Genomic DNA, 19,199 nt, shown 5'->3' with positions numbered 1-19,199 from the left:
TCGCCGCAACCTGCCTCTCACGCGGCGTCGCCGCGCAGGGCCTGCTTCTCGCGGCGGCGCTGCACCGAGGAGGGGATGTTCATGCTCTCCCGATACTTGGCCACCGTGCGGCGGGCGATATCCACGCCGTCTTCCTTCAGCTTCTGCACCAGCGTGTCGTCGGAGAGCACGTCGTTCGCCGTCTCGGCCTCGATCAGCGACTTGATGCGATGGCGCACGGCTTCCGCCGCATGGGCCTCGCCGCCGCCGGAGGAGGCGATGGAGGAGGAGAAGAAGAACTTCATCTCCAGCACCCCACGCGGGGTGGAGATGTATTTGTTCGAGGTGACACGCGAGACGGTCGACTCATGCATGCCGATGGCATCCGCCACCGTGCGCAGGTTCAGCGGCCGCAGATGGCGCACGCCATGCACCAGGAAGGCATCCTGCTGGCGCACGATCTCGCTCGCCACTTTCAGGATGGTGCGGGCGCGCTGGTCCAGCGAGCGGGTGAGCCAGGACGCGCTCTGCAGGCAGTCGGCCAGAAAGGTCTTCTCCTGCGGCGAGCGGGCGGCCTGCGCGACGGTTGCGTGATAGGTCTGGTTCACCAGCACGCGCGGCAGGGTTTCCGAGTTCAGCTCGATCAGCCACGCCCCGTCGGAGGCTTCCCGCACGAACACGTCCGGCACCAGCGGATGCACCACACCGCCGCCATAGGCGAGGCCCGGCTTGGGATCGAGCCGGCGGATCTCGGCGATCATGTCGGCCAGATCCTCCGCATCCACCCCGCAGATGCGCTTCAGCGCGTTGCGGTCATGGCGGGCGAGCAGTTCCAGATTGTCGAGCAGCGCCTGCATGGCCGGATCGCAGCGATCCTTGTCGCGCAATTGCAGGGCGAGGCATTCGGAGAGCGAGCGGGCGCCGACGCCGGAAGGCTCGAAGGTCTGGATCAGCGCCAGCACCGCCTCCACCTGCGCGCGGGTGGCGCCCAGCTGCTCGGCCACCGCGTCGAGGTCGCCGGAGAAATAGCCGGTCTCGTCGATGAGGCCGATGAGATGGAAGCCGATGAGACGGCGCACCGGGTCCGGCTCGGCGACCGATAGCTGGGCTTCCAGATGGTCGGCCAGCGTGGTCTCGGCGGCCAGGAAGGCTTCCGGGTTATAGTCCTCGCCGCGATCGCCGCCGCCGCCGGCCCCCCATTCCGTGGAGGCGCCGCCGCCGGGACCGGAAGCGACCGAGCGCTCGCCGGTGCCCTCGTCGGGAAAGACATTGCCCATGTCGGTGTCGAGACGGGTCTCGATGGCCTCGCGGGAGGGGGCGAGGTCGCCTTCCATCCAGTCGCCGCTGGCGGGGGGAGCGTCCTGCGGGGCCTGCGCCTCCGGCTCGGCGCCGGGCGCGTCATGGTCGGGGCTGTCGGGCTCGGTGGCGCGCTCCAGCAGCGGATTGCGCTCCAGCTCCGCCTCCACATAGGCGACAAGCTCAAGATTCGAGAACTGCAGCAGCTTGATGGCCTGCATCAGCTGCGGCGTCATCACCAGAGACTGGCTCTGGCGAAACTCCATCTTCGGGCTCATCGCCATGGTGCCAGCGCCCCTTCCTACCCCTCAGCCCCCCGGCCGGAACAACAACAGACACTCAGGATCAGAGCCTGAATTCCTCGCCCAGATAGAGCCGCCGGACATCGGGGCTCGCGACGATGGATTCCGGATCGCCCTCCATGAGGACGGTGCCGGAATGGATGATGTAGGCCCGGTCGATCAGGCCCAGAGTTTCGCGCACATTATGGTCGGTGATCAGGACGCCGATGCCGCGCGTGGTCAGGTGACGCACCAGCGACTGGATGTCGCCCACCGCGATGGGGTCGATGCCCGCGAAGGGCTCGTCCAGCAGCATGAAGGCCGGCCGGCTGGCCAGCGCGCGGGCGATCTCCACGCGGCGCCGCTCGCCGCCCGAAAGCGCGATGGAGGGCGACTTGCGCACGTGGGTGATCTTGAATTCCTCAAGCAGCGCATCGAGCTCCTCGGCCCGGCGCTTTTTGTTCGGCTCGGTGATCTCCAGCACCGCGCCGATATTGTCCTCGACCGACAGGCCCCGGAAGATGGAGGCTTCCTGCGGCAGATAGCCGATGCCGAGCCGCGCCCGCCGGTACATGGGCATGGGCGTGACATCGTGGCCGTCCAGCTCGATGCGGCCGTTGTCGGCCTTCACCAGCCCGGTGATCATGTAGAAGACGGTGGTCTTGCCGGCGCCGTTGGGGCCGAGCAGACCCACCGCCTCGCCGCGACGCACGTCCACGCTCACGTCGCGCACCACCTTGCGGCCGCCATAGGACTTGGCGAGGCCGAAGGCCGCCAGCGAGCCCTGGTCCGGCACGGGCGCGTAGCCGCTGCCCGAATAACCCTCGCCTTCGTACCAGCCGTCATCCTGCGCGTCATAGCCCGCGGCGCCGACGCTGCCGGCGGAGGACGTCTGTGTGCGTGTGCTGTTTCGACCAAACATGGGCAGGAGGTTCATCCCGGGCTCCGGTGGGCAGCCCCTCGGCCTCAAGTTGTACTGCCTCCAGGGTCGCCACGCAACGTTACATGCAAAAAATGGGCCGCAACAGAATTGCGGCCCATGGTTCATTGATCGTCAAGGGTTTGCGTCAGCCATGGACAAGCCGCGCGCCTGTCCGGCACGCCTTTACCGACGCGGCTGGGCGGCCGGATCCGGCTTCACGCTGTTCGGAACGATGAGGCTTTCCACGCGCCCACCCTCGAACCGCGAGACGCCGGTGGTGAGGTCCACCACCAGACGCTTGCCGCGGATCACGTTCGGCCCCTGCGTCAGCACCACCGGATTGCCGGTCATGGTGACGGTGTTGGTCTTCATCTCGAACACGCCGGTATCGCCAGTGGCTGTCTGATCCTTTGTCTGGACCACGACACCGCCTGTCGCTTCCAGCTTGCGGATCTTGCTGCTCTCGGTCGGCTGGGCCGAGCCCTGCACGCCGGCGGCAACGTCGCCATCATAATAGACCAGCAGCTGCGGGGCCTTCAGGGTGGTGTCGCCCTGCGTCACCACCACCTTGCCGGCGAACACCGCCTGCTTTTCCTTGTCCTTCACCTCAAGGGTGTCGGAATTGATGCGGATGGGCTCGTTGCGGTTGGTGGCGAAGCCCTGCAAGGCGTTCGGCGGCCCGGACGGGGCCGGCTGCGCCAGCGCGGGTGCGGCGAGGCACGCAAACACGGCTGCGGCCAGAAGGCCGCGGGATACGGAACCGGACACGGAAGGGATCATGGCTTCACGATGGGCTGCGGCGCGGGAGCCGGGGGGTCGGACTTCGGCAGGCTGGAGAGGCGGAAGTCCAATTGCACATTCCCCTCGAAATAGGCGCGGCTGCCGCGATCGGTGATCTTCAGGCGGTCGGACACCAGCTTGCCGTCCAGATAGGTCAGCACCACCGGATGATCGGTGGTGACGGAGCCCGCCTTCACGTCCACGGCCGCGTCCTGCATCTTGCCCGCATATCCGCCATTGGTGGCAAGGTCCACCCCGTCGGACAGCGTTATGAACTGCGTCTTGGTGTCCAGCGAGCCGGTGTGCGACTTCACCGTCGCCCAGCCCTTGTTGGCCAGCTCCAGACGCGCGGTGATATCGGTGAGGCCGATCAGGTCAGGCTTGGTCACGTCCTGAATCGCCGAGCCGGCGGAGATGTTGTAGGCGCGATTGTCGTCGGTGAAGCCGGAGAGCTTGGGCGCTTCCATGGTGAGGCGCGTGCCCGACAGGCTCAGCGTGCCAAGGTCGAACGGCAGCTCCACCTTCATGGAGAGATTGCGTACCAGCGGCACGGTGATCATCAGCACCACCGCCACGAGAATGGCGACGGGCAGGACGCGCTTGACCAGCCGCACGCGCGCGCTGTGGCGCTTGGCTTTGCGGAAGTCCGGCGCGCCGCGCCCCACGAAGGTCGCGATATCCGGGCGGTCGAAATCGTCAGGCGGCAAGTGTCTGTTCATCGCTCACTGTTCGGGAACAGGCGCACGCGCTCTGCCTCCCGCCGGAGACAAGCCCACACGCGACCGTCCCCTTCCCGGCCGATTGCCTGAGCCGTCGCGCACGCCCCCGTGCAACGGCCCTTCACATGGATGCACACCACGCGATGCAGCATCCCCGAAAGCCATATGGCGCGCAAGTCGCGCCATGCAAGTCCCGGCAGCAAGGTGCCGCCGGAGACGTCTTTTTACGCGCATTTACCGGCAGAAATACGCCTGCCGGCTCACGAATGGGCGAAGATGTCCTCTTCCGCCCAGCCGGCCAGATCCAGCGCCGAACGGGCAGGCAGGAAGGCGAAGCACTGCGCGGCGAGGTCGGTGCGCGCCTCGCGGGCCAGCATGGCCTCCAGCTTCTCCCTGCAGGCGTGCAGATAGAGCACGTCGGAGGCGGCATAGGCCATCTGGGCGTCGGTGAGCTGCTCCGCCGCCCAGTCCGAGCTCTGCTGCTGCTTGGACAGGTCCACGCCGAGCAGCTCGCGCACCAGATCCTTCAGGCCGTGCCGGTCGGTGTAGGTGCGCACGAGACGCGAGGCGATCTTGGTGCAGAACACCGGCGCCGTGGTGATGCCGAAGGTCTTCTGCAGCACGGCAATGTCGAAGCGGCCGAAATGGAACAGCTTCACCACCTTGGGATCGGTGAGCAGGCGCACGAGATTCGGCGCGCTCGAAGCCGTCGCCCCGGCGGGGATCTGCACCAGGTCGGCGGTACCGTCGCCATTGGAGAGCTGCACGAGGCAGAGCCGGTCGCGGTGCGGGTTGAGGCCCAGCGTCTCGGTGTCGATGGCGACGACGGCGGCGGGCGTGAAGCTGTCCGGCAGATCGCCGCGATGCAGGCGGATGGTCATGGGGTCAAAAATTCCTGAATCCCAACGGGTTTGTCGCGCTTCTAAATGAAGTACCGGCAAAGTTGAAGCGTTGCGGGCGCGGAGCTGGCTTGTGAGGCACGCCCTGCGCAAGCCCAGGGATGGGTGCGCACCCTGTCACCCGTCATGTCCGGGGATGACGAATCTCTGCTTGAGAGGGCGTCGGAACGAGCACGGACCGGCGGATAAAACGCCTGTCTCGAACTATCATTTTCGCAGGAAAATCAGAGAGATGGTGGAGCCAGGCGGAATCGAACCGCCGACCTCTTCAATGCCATTGAAGCGCTCTCCCAACTGAGCTATGACCCCATCCTTTTTTTTCACAGGCTTTGGGAAACCTGCGCCGGATTTCAGAACGGAAACCCGGAAACGCTTACTCTAGAAATTTGGTGGAGCCAGACGGAATCGAACCGACGACCTCTTCAATGCCATTGAAGCGCTCTCCCAACTGAGCTATGGCCCCACTTTGCTGCGGGCTGCGAACCAGACCTCAAAAGATCAGCGATCCAAGAGATTTGGCCCACCGGGAAAGTCCCGCAGCAGGTACCGGGGAGAGTGTCCTCCCCCCAGCGAGGACGGCCTTTAAGCACAGGCCGCAGACGACATCAACCCTCTTCGTCGTCCTCGACGCCATCTCCGATCAAATCGGAGACGTCATCCCCATCATCTTCATCTTCCTCGAGGAAGGTGTCGTCATCGCCATCGCTGTCGATGTCGTCATCCACATCCACGTCCACGTCGTCGCCGGCGGTGTTGCTCTTGCCGGTGCCGGTGTTCTCTTCCTCGGCTTCCTCGAGGCTGATCACCTCGACGTCCGCATTCTCATCCGCATCCGAGTCTTCGGACGAAGAGGAGGCGCTGGCGGCGGCGGCGCGCGATTCGGCGCGGCTGCCGGCGCGCGGCTGCGGCTCGAAGAAAGAGCGCGGATACGTCTCGCCGGTGAAGGGCGAGACGATGGGATCCTTGTTCAGGTCATAGAACTTGCGGCCGGTCACGGGATCGACGCGCTTGGTTCCGAGTTCAGGCTTCGCCACGGCAAAGATCCTCGGCAGCTCATGTAAAGGGAGGTGCTCAATTGGCGAAGGACCATGGGCCTGTCAAGGCACAATCCGATCCACGGTCGTCTCACATTCCTCCGCACGGTACGATGAACGCCCGCCCCGCAGCCACGCGAGGCGCATGACGAGGCCGGTTTGGCTGTGTTAGACGGGCGGCCTGATCCACGAACGGCGCGCCATCGCCCCGCCAGCGACGTGAAGCGCGCGAGAAGGTTTCCATCATGTCCAGCGCCGCCACCAACGCTCCCGGTTCGCACACCGCCTCCGGTCATGGCGCGGATCCCCGCCCCGCCGCCGGCCTGCCCTCGCCGGGCCTGTCGGGCAAGGTGCGGGTGCCGGGCGACAAGTCGGTGTCCCACCGCGCCCTCATCTTCGGCGCGCTGGCCAGGGGGGAAACCCGCATCACCGGCCTGCTGGAAGGCGAGGACGTGCTCAATACCGCCAAGGCCTGCGCCGCTCTGGGCGCGACCGTGGAGCGCACGGGCGACGGCGAATGGCGTGTGGAGGGGGTCGGCGTCGGCCAGTTCAAGGCCCCCGCTGAGCCGCTGGACTTCGGCAATTCGGGCACCGGCGTGCGCCTGATGATGGGCGCGGTGGCCGGCAATCCCGTTCAGGCCACGTTCGATGGCGACGCCAGCCTGCGCAAGCGCCCCATGAAGCGCGTGCTCGATCCGCTCGCCGCCATGGGCGTGAAGCTGGTGAGCGAGGCCGAGGGCGGCCGCCTGCCCATGCGCCTTGAAGGCGTCACGGACCTCAAGGCCTTCACCTATGAGACCCCGGTGCCCTCCGCGCAGGTGAAATCCGCCGTGCTGCTGGCCGGCCTCGCCGCCTCCGGCGAAACTGTCGTTGTGGAGCGCGAGGCCACCCGCGACCACACCGAGCGCATGCTTGCCCATTTCGGCGCCGACGTGTCCGTGGAGCCGCACGGCGCCCATGGCCGCCGCATCACCCTGAAGGGCCGGCCCGAGCTGAAGGCGGCCCCCGTGGATGTGCCCTCCGATCCGTCTTCGGCCGCCTTCCCGCTGGTGGCGGCGGTGATCGTGCCCGGTTCCGACATCGTGATCACCGACGTGATGATGAACCCGCTGCGCACCGGCCTCATCACCACGCTCAGGGAAATGGGCGCCAGCATCGAGACTTTGGCCGAGCGCACCGAGGGCGGCGAGACGGTGGCGGACCTGCGGGTGCGCTACTCCAAGCTCAAGGGCGTCGCCGTGCCGCCCGAGCGCGCCCCGGCTATGATCGACGAATATCCCGTCCTCGCGGTCGCCGCCGCCTTCGCCGAGGGCGAGACCCGCATGCAGGGCCTCGCGGAACTGCGGGTGAAGGAGAGCGACCGCCTCGCGGCTGTCGCCGATGGCCTCGGCGTGTGCGGCATCACCTACCGCATCGAGGGCGACGACCTCATCGTCACCGGCGCGAAGGACGTGGAAGGCGGCGGCCCGGTGGCGACCCACATGGACCATCGCATCGCCATGTCCTTCCTGGTGCTGGGCCTTGCCTCGCGCTCGGGGGTGAAGGTGGACGACATGACCTTCATCGCCACCTCCTTCCCCACCTTCATGCCGATGATGACCGGCCTCGGCGCCATTCTGGCCTGAGGGACGTCATGCTGATCGCCATCGACGGACCCGCCGCCTCGGGCAAGGGCACGCTGGGCAAGCGCATCGCCGGCCATCTCGGCCTCGCCCATCTGGACACCGGCCTGCTCTACCGGGCGGTTGGCGCCGCCTGCCTCGCCATCGGCAAGTTGGACGACGAGGCGGCCTCCGTTGCCGCCGCCCATGCGCTGGACGTGAGCACGCTCGATCCCGAGACGCTGCGCACCGGTGAGATCGGCGAAGCCGCCTCCGTGGTGGCGGCCCGCCCTGAGGTGCGCGCGGCGCTGATCGACCTCCAGCGGCGCTTCGCCGCCCGCCCCGAGGGCGCGGTGCTGGACGGGCGCGACATCGGCACCGTCATCTGCCCGGATGCGACCGTAAAACTCTTCGTGACCGCCACCCCCGAGGTGCGGGCGGAGCGGCGCTACAAGGAACTGTCGGCGCGCGATCCGTTCGCCTCCTACGAGGCGGTGCTGGCCGACATCCACAAGCGCGACGCCCGCGACAGCAACCGCGCGGCGGCTCCGCTACTGAAGGCTGATGACGCCGTGCTGCTGGACACCTCCGCGCTGGGCATCGAGGAATCCTTCGCCGCCGCGCTGGCCATCGTGGAGCGGGCGCGGGGGTGAGGGGCTGACCCCCTTCTTTCTCGCCATTTCTCAAGCCGTAGATCGTCATGCCCGGACTTGATCCGGGCATCCACGTCGGGCCGACCTTAGCCGCTCATCGAAATCGGGGGACCCCAGCCGTTCGCGGCCCCACGTTCGTACCACCCGGCGGATGGACGTGGATGGCCGGATCAAGTCCGGCCATGACGAATGAAGAGGGGTGCAAGCCGCGAACGGTCGCCGTCTGAATCAGCCCTATGGATTGTCTCCCAAGGGCCGATCACCAATCCGCAGGCGGACATAAATTTCCTCCGCTACGATTTCTGTGCACCGGAGCCATTGCTCATCCGAGAGCTCAACAATTTTAGGCTGAGCCACTGAGATCGTAGCGATAGCGATGGAGGCCATCCGCCGGCTCCATTCCTCATCGCTGTTGCCCTGCGTGTTCCTCTTCTCCATGGCTGACCTTTCTTCACGTTCGAGCCGCCCGCCGGGCACTGCTCCCGTGAATGACGCCCTCACTCATACCGGCACCCCACCACAACCAGAAGCAGCTTCCTCCCCCCATTTGACTTCCCCCCGCCCCCGCCGTTTAAGTGGCGGCGTCGATGGTCCCGGTCGCGTCCTCAAGCGTCGCCGGGTGAAAAGGGAATGCGACGCGGGGCCTTCAAAGCCCAGCGAACCGCAGCTGCCCCCGCAACTGTAGGCGGTGAGCCCGTGCCGAAAAGCCACTGGAGCCCGAGCAATCGGGCGCCGGGAAGGCGGCACCGGGCCGTGACCCGCCAGCCAGGAGACCTGCCAGCGACAAGGTCCAGGCCGGGCGGGGTGCCCTGGCGATGCGCCCTTTCCGGCCCTCACCGGCCCGCTGCACCCGCCGGACCTTTTGTCGTTGCAGCAACTCGACCCCAAGCCGACAGACGATGCCGTCCCCCCCGAGGCCGCCCCTCCGGTCGCGGAGGCCACAGCCGTTCCGGCCGTGACGCTGTTCGTCTGCTCGAGCTGCAAGGCCGCTGACGCCGAGCCCGGCACGCCGCCCGCCGGCCAGTCGCTGCTCGCCGCCACGCAGACCGAGGCCGCCGGCGACGACACCTTTGCCGTCCACGAGGTGAAATGCCTCGCAAACTGCAAGCGCGGCCTTTCCGCCGCCCTCGTGCGCACCGGTGGCTGGTCCTACGTCTTCGGCGATCTTGACGCCGCTTCCGCACCCGACCTCGTCGCCGGCGCCCGGCTCTTCACCGGCTCCACCGACGGCCTTCTCCCCTGGCGTGGCCGCCCCGACGCGCTGAAGCGCGGCATGGTCGCCCGCATCCCGCCCCTTCCGTCCCCGTGACGCTTTCCGGAGTTCCCATGACCGCCTCCAATCCGTCCCTCGCCCGCGTCCCCTGCACCATCGTCACGGGCTTCCTCGGCGCCGGAAAGACCACCCTCATCCGCCACCTGCTGGAGACCGCCAACGGCAAGAAGCTCGCGGTGATCGTCAACGAATTCGGCGATGTCGGCATCGACGGCGAGATCCTGAAGGGCTGCGGCATCGAGAGCTGCCCGGAGGACAATATCGTCGAGCTGTCCAACGGCTGCCTGTGCTGCACCGTGGCCGACGACTTCGCCCCCGCGCTGGACAAGATCCTCGCCCGCGACGTGGACCATATCCTGATCGAGACCTCCGGCCTCGCGCTGCCCAAGCCGCTGGTGCAGGCGTTCCAGTGGCCGGCCATCAAGGGCCGGGTGACGGTGGACGGCGTGGTCGCCGTGGTGGACGGCCCGGCGCTGGCGGAAGGCCGCGTCGCCCATGACCACGACGCCCTCGACGCCCAACGCGCCGCCGACGACAGCCTCGACCATGACGACCCGGTGGAGGAGGTGTTCGAGGACCAGATCGCCTGCGCCGATCTCGTCATCATCTCTAAGTCCGACCTGCTGGACGCCGATGGCGCGAAGCTCGCGGGCGAGCGGATCGCCGCCTCGCTGCCGCGTGCGGTGAGCGTGGTGCGCGCCTCCGGCGGCAAGGTGGATGCCAGCGTGCTGCTCGGCCTCGGGGTGGGCACCGAGGACGACATCGACAATCGCAAGACCCATCACGACGACGAGCTGGACCACGACCACGACGATTTCGACAGCTTCGTCGTCGCCATTCCCGAGATCACCGACCCGGCGGCGCTCACCGCCCGCGTGGTGGCGGCGTCCGAAGTGGACGACGTGCTGCGGGTGAAGGGGTTCGCGTCCGTTGCCGGCAAGCCCATGCGGCTGCTGGTGCAGGGCGTCGGCCCGCGCGTGTCGCACCATTTCGACCGCCCGTGGAAGGGCGACGAGCCGCGCACCGGCGCGCTGGTGGTGATCGGCCTGAAGGGGTTCGATCGCGCGGCGGCCGAGAAGGCGCTGCTGGGCTGATTGTGGGGAGGGCGGGCGCCCGGTCTTCGCGGAGCGCCCGGTCTGCCCCCTCCCCAACCCTCCCCCGCAAGCGGGAGAGGGGGCCTGTCCCGCAAGCCGGGAGGGCCATGGCCGCCGACGTAACGCAAAGCCCTCTCCCGCCTGCGGGGGAGGGTTGGGGAGGGGCAAGCGCGGCTACCGCCGGGCACGCCGCCCCCCATCAGGCGGCCCATCCGCCCGCCCATATCCCGCACGGCCACCGCGTGGGATAATGGCCGGCAAACAAACGACCCTTGGCCGCCGGCACGACGTGGGCGGCGTGACCTGAGACCCATGCACATACTCGCCACCACATCGGCCAGCATCGAGGATCTCGCGGAGCCCATCGACCTCCGCCTGCCCCCGGCTGACGTGCTGGCCCTCTCCTTCACCGACAGTGACCTGCTGGCCCTCGCCGCCGCATGGCGTCTGGAGCGGGACACCCTGCCCGCTTTGCGCCTCGCACGGCTGAAGGATCTGCGCCATCCCATGTCGGTGGATCTGTGGATCGACCGCACCGCACGCCAGGCAAAGGTGATCGTGGTGCGGCTGCTGGGCGGGCTCGACTGGTGGCGCTATGGCGCCGAGCAGCTCTCCGCTTTGGCCCGCCGGCAGGGCATCGCCCTCGCCCTTCTGCCCGGCGAGGATCAGGACGACCCGCGCCTCGCGGCCCTCTCCACCGTCGCCCCCGATGAACTGGCCGCGCTACTCGCCTGCTTCCGGCAGGGCGGCCCCGTCAACATGGGCGCGCTCCTGAAGCGCACGGCTCGACTGGCCGGGCGGGATGCGGGCATGCCTGCGCCGGCCGCCCCCGTCCCGCAGGCGGCTTTCTACCAGCCGGGCACCGGCATGGTCGGGCTGGACGCTGTGCTGTCCCAAAGCGGGACGGCTTCGGGCACTGATGGGAACACGGCGGGATCAAACCCCGTCCGAATCGCTGCGACGGACGAAATCGCGGTTCGTTCCGTTTCCCAGCCCGCTGTTTCGACGCCTGTCCCTTTCCGCTCGCCGAACCTGCCCCCTCTCCCGCTTGCGGGGGAGGGCTGGGGAGGGGGCACGGCGGGACATACGTCACACGCGGCCCCCACCCGGCAGCCGCCCGCCACCGGCACCCCGCCCCGCGCCCTCCTCCTGTTCTACCGCTCCATGTGGCTGGCGGGCGATATCGCCCCCATCGACGCGCTGGCGGACGCCCTCGCCGCGCGCGGCATCGCCCCCGTGCCGCTGTTCGTGGCCAGCCTGAAAGAGCCAGCCTCGCGCGCCTTCGTGCGGCAGGCGATCGCCGACACCGCCCCCGACATCATCCTCACCGCCACCGCCTTCGCGGCCGGCGAGGCGGACGATGTGTTCGCCCCCGGCGGACCGCCGGTGCTGCAGGTGGTGCCCGCCACCACCGCCCGGCAGGCGTGGGAGACGAACGCACGCGGCCTCGCGGCAGCCGATCTCGCCATGCATGTGGTGCTCCCCGAGCTGGACGGACGCGTGCTGGCAGGGGCCATCTCCTTCAAGACCCTCAGTGACTCCGACGACGATCTCGCCTTCGCCTCGGCCCACAATGCGCCTTACGCGGACGGCATCGCCCATGCGGCGGACAAAGCGGCGGCGCTGATCCGGCTCGCCCGCACGCCGCGTGCAGAGCGGCGGCTCATGATCGTGATGCCGGACTATCCCGGCGTGCCCGGCCGCACCGGCTATGCGGTGGGCCTCGACGTGCCCGAGAGCACCCGCCGCCTCCTCGCCACCCTGCGCAGCGAGGGCTATGCGGTGGATGCCCCGCCGGAGGATGCCCGCGCCCTGCTCGAAGCGCTCACCGCAGGAGGAGAGGCCGTCCGCTATCCGCTCGATGCCTACAAGGCCCGCCTCGCGACCCTGCCCCCGGAGACGCAGGCCGCGATCCACGCCGCGTGGGGGCCGCCCGAAGCCGACGCCGACCTCGCCCGGAACGCCTTCGCCTTCCGCGCCGCGTCTTTCGGCAAGGCTGTCGTCGCGCTCGCCCCGGAGCGCGGCGCATCGCTGGACCGGCGGGCGGATTATCACGATCCCACGCTGCCGCCCCGCCATGCCCTGCTGGCCTTCGGCTTCTGGCTGCGCGAGAGCCTTGATGCGCATGCGCTCATTCACATGGGCGCCCATGGCACGCTGGAATGGCTGCCGGGCAAGACCGTGGCGCTCACCCCCGCCTGCTTCCCGCAGGCGCTGCTGGGTGAGCTGCCGATCATCTATCCCTTCATCGTCAGCAACCCCGGCGAGGCCGCGCAGGCCAAGCGCCGCGTGGCCGCCCTCACGCTTGGCCATCTGCCGCCCCCGCTGGCGCACGCCGGCCTCTCTGAAGCGGAGCAGAGACTGGAGCAGCTGGTGGATGAATATGCGCAGGCGGACGGGCTCGACCGCCGCCGCCGCGAGCGCCTCGCCCGCCTCATCGTCGAGACCGCCGCCGACACCGGCCTCGCCACGGTCGCCGGCGTCGCCGCCGATGACGATGCCGACACGGCGCTGCGCCAGATCGACGCCTGGCTGTGCGACGTGAAGGATCTCGCCGTCAAGGACGGGCTCCATATCTACGGCAGCAGCGAGGACGGCGACGACATGCGCCGCCAGTCGGGCGAGGCCGAGCGCACCGCTTTGCTCGCCGCCCTCGACGGCCGCCATATCCCGGCCGGCCCCGCCGGTGCCCCGGCGCGCGGGCGGCGGGACGTGCTGCCCACGGGCCGCAATCTCTTCACCGCCGATCCGCGTGCCATCCCCACCCCCACCGCGCTGGATCTCGGCAGGCTGGCGGCGGACGAGGTGGTGCGCGCCTTCCTGCAGGAGCATGGCGACTATCCCCACGCCCTGGTCATCGACCTCTGGGGCAGCGCCACGCTGCGCACCGGCGGCGAGGAGATCGCGCAGGGCCTCTCCCTCATGGGCTGCCGGCCGCAATGGGACGCGGGGACCGGGCGCGTCACCGGCATCGAGGTGCTGCCCCCGGCCGCGCTGGGCCGCCCGCGCGTGGACGTGACCTGGCGCATCTCCGGCCTGTTCCGCGACATTTTCCCGGCGCAGGTGGCGCTCATCGACGCCGCCACCCGCGCGGTCGCTGCCCGTGCCGACGAGGGCACCGACAATCCGCTCGCCGCCTCCGGGGAGACCGACCGCATCTTCGGCGCCGCGCCCGGCGCTTACGGGGCCGGCATCGAGGAGCGCCTCGCGCGCGGCCTCTTCGAGGAGCGCAGCGAACTGGGCCAGTCCTATCTCGACCACGCCTCGCACGCTTACGGCGGCGCGGACGGCGCGGCGCGCCCCGCCCCCGGCGCCTTCGCCACGCAGGTGGCGCGCGCCGACGGCCTGCTGCACGGAACCGACGACCCCGCCCGCGACCTGCTGGATGGGGGCGAGGATGCCGCCTTCATCGGCGGCTTCGCGGCGGCGGCGGAAAAACTCGGCAAGGCGGTCGATCTCATCGTGCTCGACACCACCGATCCCGCCCGCCCGAAGGCGCGCGACTTGGCCACCGCGCTTGCCCGCATCGTGCACGGGCGGGTGTCGGACACCTTCATCGCCGGGCAGATGCGCCATGGACCGCGTGGAGCGTCCGAGTTGCTGGAGACGGTGGACCGCCTCATCGCGTTCGCCGAGACCACGGGACGGGTGGCGGATGGGCTGATTGACGCGCTTCACGCCGCCTACTTGCGCGATGAGGCCGTGCGCGCCTTTCTGCTGGCCCAGAACCCGGCGGCCGCCGCGCAGATGGCGCGGCGCTTTTCGGATGCCCGGCGGCGCGGGCTCTGGCATCCGAGGCGCAACGACATCGACGCCGATCTCGATGCCCTGCGCCGGGAGGCAGTTCCATGTCCGGCCGCCGAATGACCGCCCCCGTCACGCCTTGCGCTCACGGCTCAGAATTGAAAACCCGCCGCCCGGCACCACGCGCGCCGTCTCTGAAAGTCGGCTCCGCATCGCCCATTCTGGAGCTTGCCCCCGCCCCCGCGCCTGACAGGCCCCCTCTCCCGCTTGCGGGGGAGGGTTGGGGAGGGGGCTCGGCGGGACATCAGGCCCAAGCCGCCGCTCTGCTCTACGCTCAAACGTCGTCCCCGGCCGCAGCCGCCCGCCCCGCCGCGCAGCGCGCGGCGCCCCCTCCCTGCCCTCCCCCGCAAGCGGGAGAGGGGGAAATCGGGGAGGGCGGCGCCCAAACGGAGAGCGCCTGCCCGGCACCACGCGCGCCGTCTCTGAAGGCCAGCTCCGCATCGCCCGTTCTGGAGCTTGCCCCCGCCGCCGCGCCTGACAGACCCCCTCTCCCGCTTGCGGGGGAGGGTTGGGGAGGGGGCACGGCGGGACATCAGGCCCGGACGGGCCCTATGCCCTATGCCCCCACGTCGTCCCCGGCCGAAACCGTTCGCCCCGCCGCGCCGTGCGCGGCGCCCCCTCCCTGCCCTCCCCCGCAAGCGGGAGAGGGGGAAATGGGGAAGGGCGGCGCCCAGACGGAGAGCGACTGCCCGGCACCACGCGCGCCGTCTCTGAAATTCGGCTCCGCATCGCCCATTCTGGAGCGTGCCCCCACCCCCGCGCCTGACAGCCCCCCTCTCCCGCAAGCGGGGGAGGGTTGGGGAGGGGGCTCGGCGGGACATCAGCCCCAAGCCGCCGCTCTGCTCTGCGCTCAAACGTCGTCCCCGGCCGAAACCGTCCGCCCCGCCGCGCCGTGCGCGGCGCCCCCTCCCTGCCCTCCCCCGCAAGCGGGAGAGGGGGAAATAGGGGAGGGCCGCGCCCAGACGGAGAGCAACGGCCCGGCACCACGCGCGCCGTCTCTGAAAGCCGGCTCCGCATCGCCCGTTCTGGAGCTTGCCCCCGTCCCCGCGCCTGACAGCCCCCCTCTCCCGCTTGCGGGGGAGGGTTGGGGAGGGGGCACGGCGGGACATCAGGCCCGGACGGGCCCTATGCCCTATGCCCCTACGTCGTCCCCGGCCGCAGCCGCCCGCCCCGCCGCGCAGCGCGCGGCGCCCCCTCCCTGCCCTCCCCCGCAAGCGGGAGAGGGGGAAATGGGGGAGGGCGGCGCCCAGACGGAGAGCGACTGCCCGGCACCACGCGCGCCGTCTCCCCCGCAAGCGGGAGAGGGGGAAATCGGCGGGGGCCGCGCCAACCCGGCAGCCGGACACGCGTCCCCGGCCTCATTTGAGCCTGCCCAATGACCGCCCCCGTCACGCCCCCCACCCGCCGGGGCATCTGCCCGGCGCTCACCGCCCCCATGGCCACCGGCGACGGCCTGCTGGTGCGCCTCGTGCCGGCGGACGGCTGGCTCACCCTCGACCAGATGAAGGGGCTGGCGGACGCCGCCCGTGCCCACGGCAACGGCATCATCGAGATCACCGCCAAGGGCAGCGTGCAGTTGCGCGGCCTCACCGAGCAAAGCGTCGGCCCGCTGAACGCGGCGGTGAACGCCCTCGGCATCACGCCGCGCACCGGCCTGCCCGTGGACGTCTCGCCCCTCTCCGGCATCGACGCGCAGGAGGTGGTGGACGCCCGCCTCCTGGCCGCCCGCCTGCATGACATGGCCGCCGACCTGCTGCCGCGCCTCGGCGCCAAGGTCTCGGTGGTGGTGGATGGCGGCGGCGCGCTCTCGCTGGATGCCTTCAAGACCGATGTCCGCCTTGTCGCCCGCCCCATGAAGGGCGCGCAGACCAAGGGCGAGAAGACATGGGACGTGTGGCTGGCGGGCGATGCCGCCCGCGCCCTGCCCTTCGGCGCCGCGCGCGGACGCGATGCGCCCGAACTGGTGCGCAGCCTGCTGGAACGCCTCGCCGCGCTCGGCCCCTCGGCCCGCATGGCCGATGCCCTTCCGCCCGCCCCGGCCGTCCCGCCCCGCCCCATGCGGGAGGCCAGCCCCATCGGCCTGTTCGCGCTGAAGGACGGCACTTTTGCCTGCGGCGTCGGCCTGCCCTTCGGCGCGCTGCATGCGGACGATCTCGACGTGCTCGCCGCCGCCGCCCGTACGGCCGGCGCGCGCGACCTGCGCCCGGCACCGGATCACGGACTGCTCGCCACCGGCCTCACCCCGCAGGCGGCGGACGGGTTTCGCGCCACCGCGCAGGCGCTGGGCTGCCTGATCAGCGTGGACGATCCCCGCCGTTTCGTCGCCGCCTGCCCCGGCGCGCCCGCCTGCGCCTCGGCGCATATTCCCGCCCGCGCGCTGGCCCCACAGGTGGCGCAGGCGCTGGCCGAGGTGCTGGATGGCTCGCTTTCCGTGCATGTCTCCGCCTGCACCAAGGGCTGTGCGCATCCCGCGCCCGCGCATCTGACGCTGGTGGGCCTTGCGGCTGATGCCATGGACAATCGGGTGGCGCTCGTGCGAGAGGGCAGAGCGGGGGATGCAACCCGGCCGCTGCTGGCGGCCGAAGCGCTCATTCCCGCCCTTGCCCGCCTCGGCGGCGCGCTCGCGGCCGCACGGCGGCCCGGCGAGAGCGCAGGTGAGACGCTGGCCCGCTTGCCTCCAGCCGCGCTGGAACCGTTTCTTCTGGAGTCCGCCGTGCTGGAGTTCACCCGTTGACCCTTTCGCCCCTCGATTATGAGCGCGACGGCACGGCCATCTATGAACGCTCCTTCGCCATCATCCGCTCGGAAGCCGATCTCTCGCGCTTCTCGGAGGACGAGGCCGACGTGGCGGTGCGCATGATCCATGCCTGCGGGCTGGTGGAGGCGGCGCGCGATTTCGTCTTCGGCCCTGGCTCGGTGGCCGCCGCCCGCGCGGCGCTGAAGGCCGGCGCGCCCATCCTGTGCGATGCGCAGATGGTGGCGCACGGCATCACCCGCGCCCGCCTGCCCGCCAATAACGAAGTGATCTGCACCCTGCGCGACGAGCGTGTTCCCGTGCTGGCACAGGAGATGGGCAACACCCGCTCCGCCGCCGCGCTGGAGCTGTGGCGGGAGCATCTGGATGGCGCCGTCGTCGCCATCGGCAATGCGCCCACCGCTTTGTTCCGCCTGCTGGAGATGCTGGATCAGGGCGCGCCGAAGCCGGCCGCCATCCTCGGCATGCCGGTGGGTTTCGTGGGCGCCATGGAATCCAAGGATGCGCTGGCGGACAATCCGCGCGGCGTGCCCTTCGCCATCGTGCGCGGGCGGCTCGGCGGCAGCGCCATGACCGCCGCCGCCGTGAATTCACTGGCGAGGGCCGGGCTGTGAACGCCGCCATCGGACAGCTGATCGGGGTCGGCGTCGGCCCCGGCGATCCGGAGCTGATGACGCTCAAAGCCGTGCGCACGCTGGAGAGCGCCGACGTGGTGGCCCATTTCGCCAAGGCCGGCAACAACAGCCATGCCCGCAAGATCGCCTCGGCGCACTTCCGGGCGGATGCGGAGGAACTCCCTCTGCTCTATCCGGTGACGACGGAAATCCATCGCCACGACGACGCCTACAAGACGGCCATCGCCGCCTTCTACGACGCCTCCGCCGCCCGCGTGGCCGAGCGGCTCATGGCCGGCCAGACGGTGGCGGTGCTCTCGGAGGGCGATCCGCTCTTCTATGGCTCCTACATGCATCTGCATGTGCGCCTCGCCCATCGCTTCCCGACGCAGGTGATCCCCGGCGTCACCGGCATGTCCGGCTGCTGGTCGCAGGCTGGCGTGCCCATCTCGCAGGGCGACGACGTGCTGATGGTGCTGCCCGGCACGCTGGATGAGACCGCGCTCGCCGAGCGCCTGTCGCAGGCGGATGCCGCCGTGATCATGAAGGTGGGGCGCAATTTGCCCAAGATCCGCCGGGCGCTGGCCGCCGCCGGCCGGCTCGACCGCGCGCTTTATGTGGAGCGCGGCACCATGGCGGACAGCACCATGACCCCGCTCGCCGAGCGGAACGACGACCGCGCGCCCTATTTCGCCATCGTGCTGGTGCCCGGCTGGGAGCAGGCGGCGTGAGCGGCTCTCTTGTCGTTGTCGGCCTCGGCCCCGGCGCCGAGGCGCAGATGACGCCGCAGGCGCTGGCCGCCGTGGAAGCCGCCGACGAGCTGTTCGGCTACGGCCCCTATCTCGCCCGCGCGCCGGAACGGGACGGCCAGATCCGCCATGCCTCCGACAATCGCGAGGAATTGGACCGCGCGACCCTCGCCCTTCAGCGCGCCGTTGCCGGGGCCAGGGTGGCAGTGGTTTCGGGCGGGGATGCGGGCGTGTTCGCCATGGCCGCCGCCGTCTGCGAGGCCATGGAAAAGGGGCCGGAAAACTTCCGCGCCGTGGATTTCTCCGTGGTGCCCGGCGTCACCGCCATGCTGGCGGTGGCCGCCCGCGTGGGGGCGCCGCTCGGCCACGACTTCTGCGCGATCTCGCTCTCCGACAATCTGAAGCCCTGGCCGCTGCTGGAAAAGCGCCTCAAGGCGGCGGCGGAAGCGGGTTTCGTCATCGCCCTCTACAATCCCATCTCCAAGGCCCGGCCGTGGCAGCTGGGGGCGGCCTTCGAGCTGCTGCGCACGGTGCTGCCGGTCTCGGTCCCGGTCATCTTCGGCCGTGCCGCCGGGCGGGCGGACGAGCGCATCACCTTCGCCACGCTCGGCGAGGCGGATGCCGGCATCGCCGACATGGCCACCTGCGTGATCATCGGCTCGGCCGAGACCCGCACCATCGCGCGGCCGGGGCTGGAGCCTCTGGTCTATTCGCCGCGCTCGGCGCGGTGAGGCGCCTGCTTTTAC

The 19,199-nt window shown here is 70.0% G+C and carries 15 protein-coding genes, 2 tRNA genes and 1 riboswitch; of the genes, 9 read left to right on the top strand and 8 right to left on the bottom strand.

The annotated features are described in order from the left end of the window. Positions 1–17: 17 nt before the first annotated feature. The 8 genes from rpoN to IEW24_RS01030 form a co-directional block, all read right to left on the bottom strand. Positions 18–1,559 (bottom strand): RNA polymerase factor sigma-54, encoded by a 1,542-nt coding sequence (rpoN, locus tag IEW24_RS01065; protein WP_188574594.1) that lies wholly within the window; start codon positions 1,557–1,559, stop codon positions 18–20. Between the two features lie 61 nt (positions 1,560–1,620). Beyond that, positions 1,621–2,493, bottom strand: coding sequence for an LPS export ABC transporter ATP-binding protein (lptB, locus tag IEW24_RS01060; RefSeq protein WP_188574592.1), 873 nt, complete (start codon positions 2,491–2,493; stop codon positions 1,621–1,623). Positions 2,494–2,661: 168 nt separating this feature from the next. Beyond that, positions 2,662–3,246: an LptA/OstA family protein gene (locus tag IEW24_RS01055; RefSeq protein ID WP_244644069.1), complete on the bottom strand. Its 585-nt coding sequence runs from the start codon at positions 3,244–3,246 to the stop codon at positions 2,662–2,664. Between the two features lie 8 nt (positions 3,247–3,254). Beyond that, on the bottom strand, positions 3,255–3,977 hold the full coding sequence (gene lptC, locus IEW24_RS01050) for an LPS export ABC transporter periplasmic protein LptC (protein ID WP_188574589.1): 723 nt from the start codon (positions 3,975–3,977) through the stop codon (positions 3,255–3,257). 260 nt (positions 3,978–4,237) lie between these two features. Further along, entirely contained in the window at positions 4,238–4,858 is a 621-nt protein-coding gene (locus tag IEW24_RS01045) for a ribonuclease D (RefSeq protein ID WP_188574586.1), read from the bottom strand. A 251-nt stretch (positions 4,859–5,109) separates the two neighbouring features. Beyond that, positions 5,110–5,185 (bottom strand) — tRNA-Ala (locus IEW24_RS01040). A gap of 78 nt (positions 5,186–5,263) precedes the next feature. Continuing rightward, a tRNA-Ala gene (locus tag IEW24_RS01035) sits at positions 5,264–5,339 on the bottom strand. A 142-nt stretch (positions 5,340–5,481) separates the two neighbouring features. Next, on the bottom strand, positions 5,482–5,910 hold the full coding sequence (locus IEW24_RS01030) for a TIGR02300 family protein (protein WP_188574584.1): 429 nt from the start codon (positions 5,908–5,910) through the stop codon (positions 5,482–5,484). A gap of 245 nt (positions 5,911–6,155) precedes the next feature. Between IEW24_RS01030 and aroA the strand changes: the two genes are divergently transcribed. The 9 genes from aroA to IEW24_RS00985 all read left to right on the top strand — a co-directional run bounded on the left by aroA (position 6,156) and on the right by IEW24_RS00985 (position 19,184). After that, the gene (gene aroA / locus IEW24_RS01025; protein WP_188574582.1) at positions 6,156–7,535 is read left to right on the top strand and encodes a 3-phosphoshikimate 1-carboxyvinyltransferase; all 1,380 of its coding nucleotides are present in this window, start codon (positions 6,156–6,158) and stop codon (positions 7,533–7,535) included. Between the two features lie 8 nt (positions 7,536–7,543). Further along, positions 7,544–8,164 (top strand): (d)CMP kinase, encoded by a 621-nt coding sequence (gene cmk / locus IEW24_RS01020; RefSeq protein WP_188574580.1) that lies wholly within the window; start codon positions 7,544–7,546, stop codon positions 8,162–8,164. Between the two features lie 571 nt (positions 8,165–8,735). Then, a riboswitch (cobalamin riboswitch) is annotated at positions 8,736–8,960 on the top strand. 72 nt (positions 8,961–9,032) lie between these two features. Continuing rightward, complete coding sequence (locus tag IEW24_RS01015) at positions 9,033–9,473, top strand: DUF1636 family protein (RefSeq protein ID WP_188574578.1); 441 nt, start codon at positions 9,033–9,035, stop codon at positions 9,471–9,473. Between the two features lie 17 nt (positions 9,474–9,490). Next, positions 9,491–10,531, top strand: coding sequence for a cobalamin biosynthesis protein CobW (gene cobW, locus IEW24_RS01010; RefSeq protein ID WP_188574577.1), 1,041 nt, complete (start codon positions 9,491–9,493; stop codon positions 10,529–10,531). A 312-nt stretch (positions 10,532–10,843) separates the two neighbouring features. Continuing rightward, positions 10,844–14,398 carry a cobaltochelatase subunit CobN gene (gene cobN, locus IEW24_RS01005; protein WP_188574575.1) on the top strand — a complete coding sequence of 1,185 codons (3,555 nt, stop codon included), beginning with the start codon at positions 10,844–10,846 and terminating at the stop codon, positions 14,396–14,398. A 1,312-nt stretch (positions 14,399–15,710) separates the two neighbouring features. After that, positions 15,711–17,069: a precorrin-3B synthase gene (cobG, locus tag IEW24_RS01000; RefSeq protein WP_188574572.1), complete on the top strand. Its 1,359-nt coding sequence runs from the start codon at positions 15,711–15,713 to the stop codon at positions 17,067–17,069. Then, positions 17,066–17,704, top strand: a complete 639-nt coding sequence (locus IEW24_RS00995) for a precorrin-8X methylmutase (RefSeq protein WP_188574570.1) — start codon at positions 17,066–17,068, stop codon at positions 17,702–17,704. The genes cobG and IEW24_RS00995 overlap by 4 nt, the downstream gene beginning before the upstream one ends. Then, positions 17,701–18,435: a precorrin-2 C(20)-methyltransferase gene (locus IEW24_RS00990; RefSeq protein ID WP_188574568.1), complete on the top strand. Its 735-nt coding sequence runs from the start codon at positions 17,701–17,703 to the stop codon at positions 18,433–18,435. The genes IEW24_RS00995 and IEW24_RS00990 overlap by 4 nt, the downstream gene beginning before the upstream one ends. Continuing rightward, positions 18,432–19,184 (top strand): precorrin-3B C(17)-methyltransferase, encoded by a 753-nt coding sequence (locus tag IEW24_RS00985; RefSeq protein WP_188574566.1) that lies wholly within the window; start codon positions 18,432–18,434, stop codon positions 19,182–19,184. Before IEW24_RS00990 ends, IEW24_RS00985 begins: the two co-directional genes overlap by 4 nt. Positions 19,185–19,199: the final 15 nt, after the last annotated feature.

The sequence above is a fragment of the Azorhizobium oxalatiphilum genome (assembly GCF_014635325.1).
Lineage (GTDB): Bacteria > Pseudomonadota > Alphaproteobacteria > Rhizobiales > Xanthobacteraceae > Azorhizobium > Azorhizobium oxalatiphilum.
This window is presented reverse-complemented; position numbering and strand designations above follow the sequence as displayed.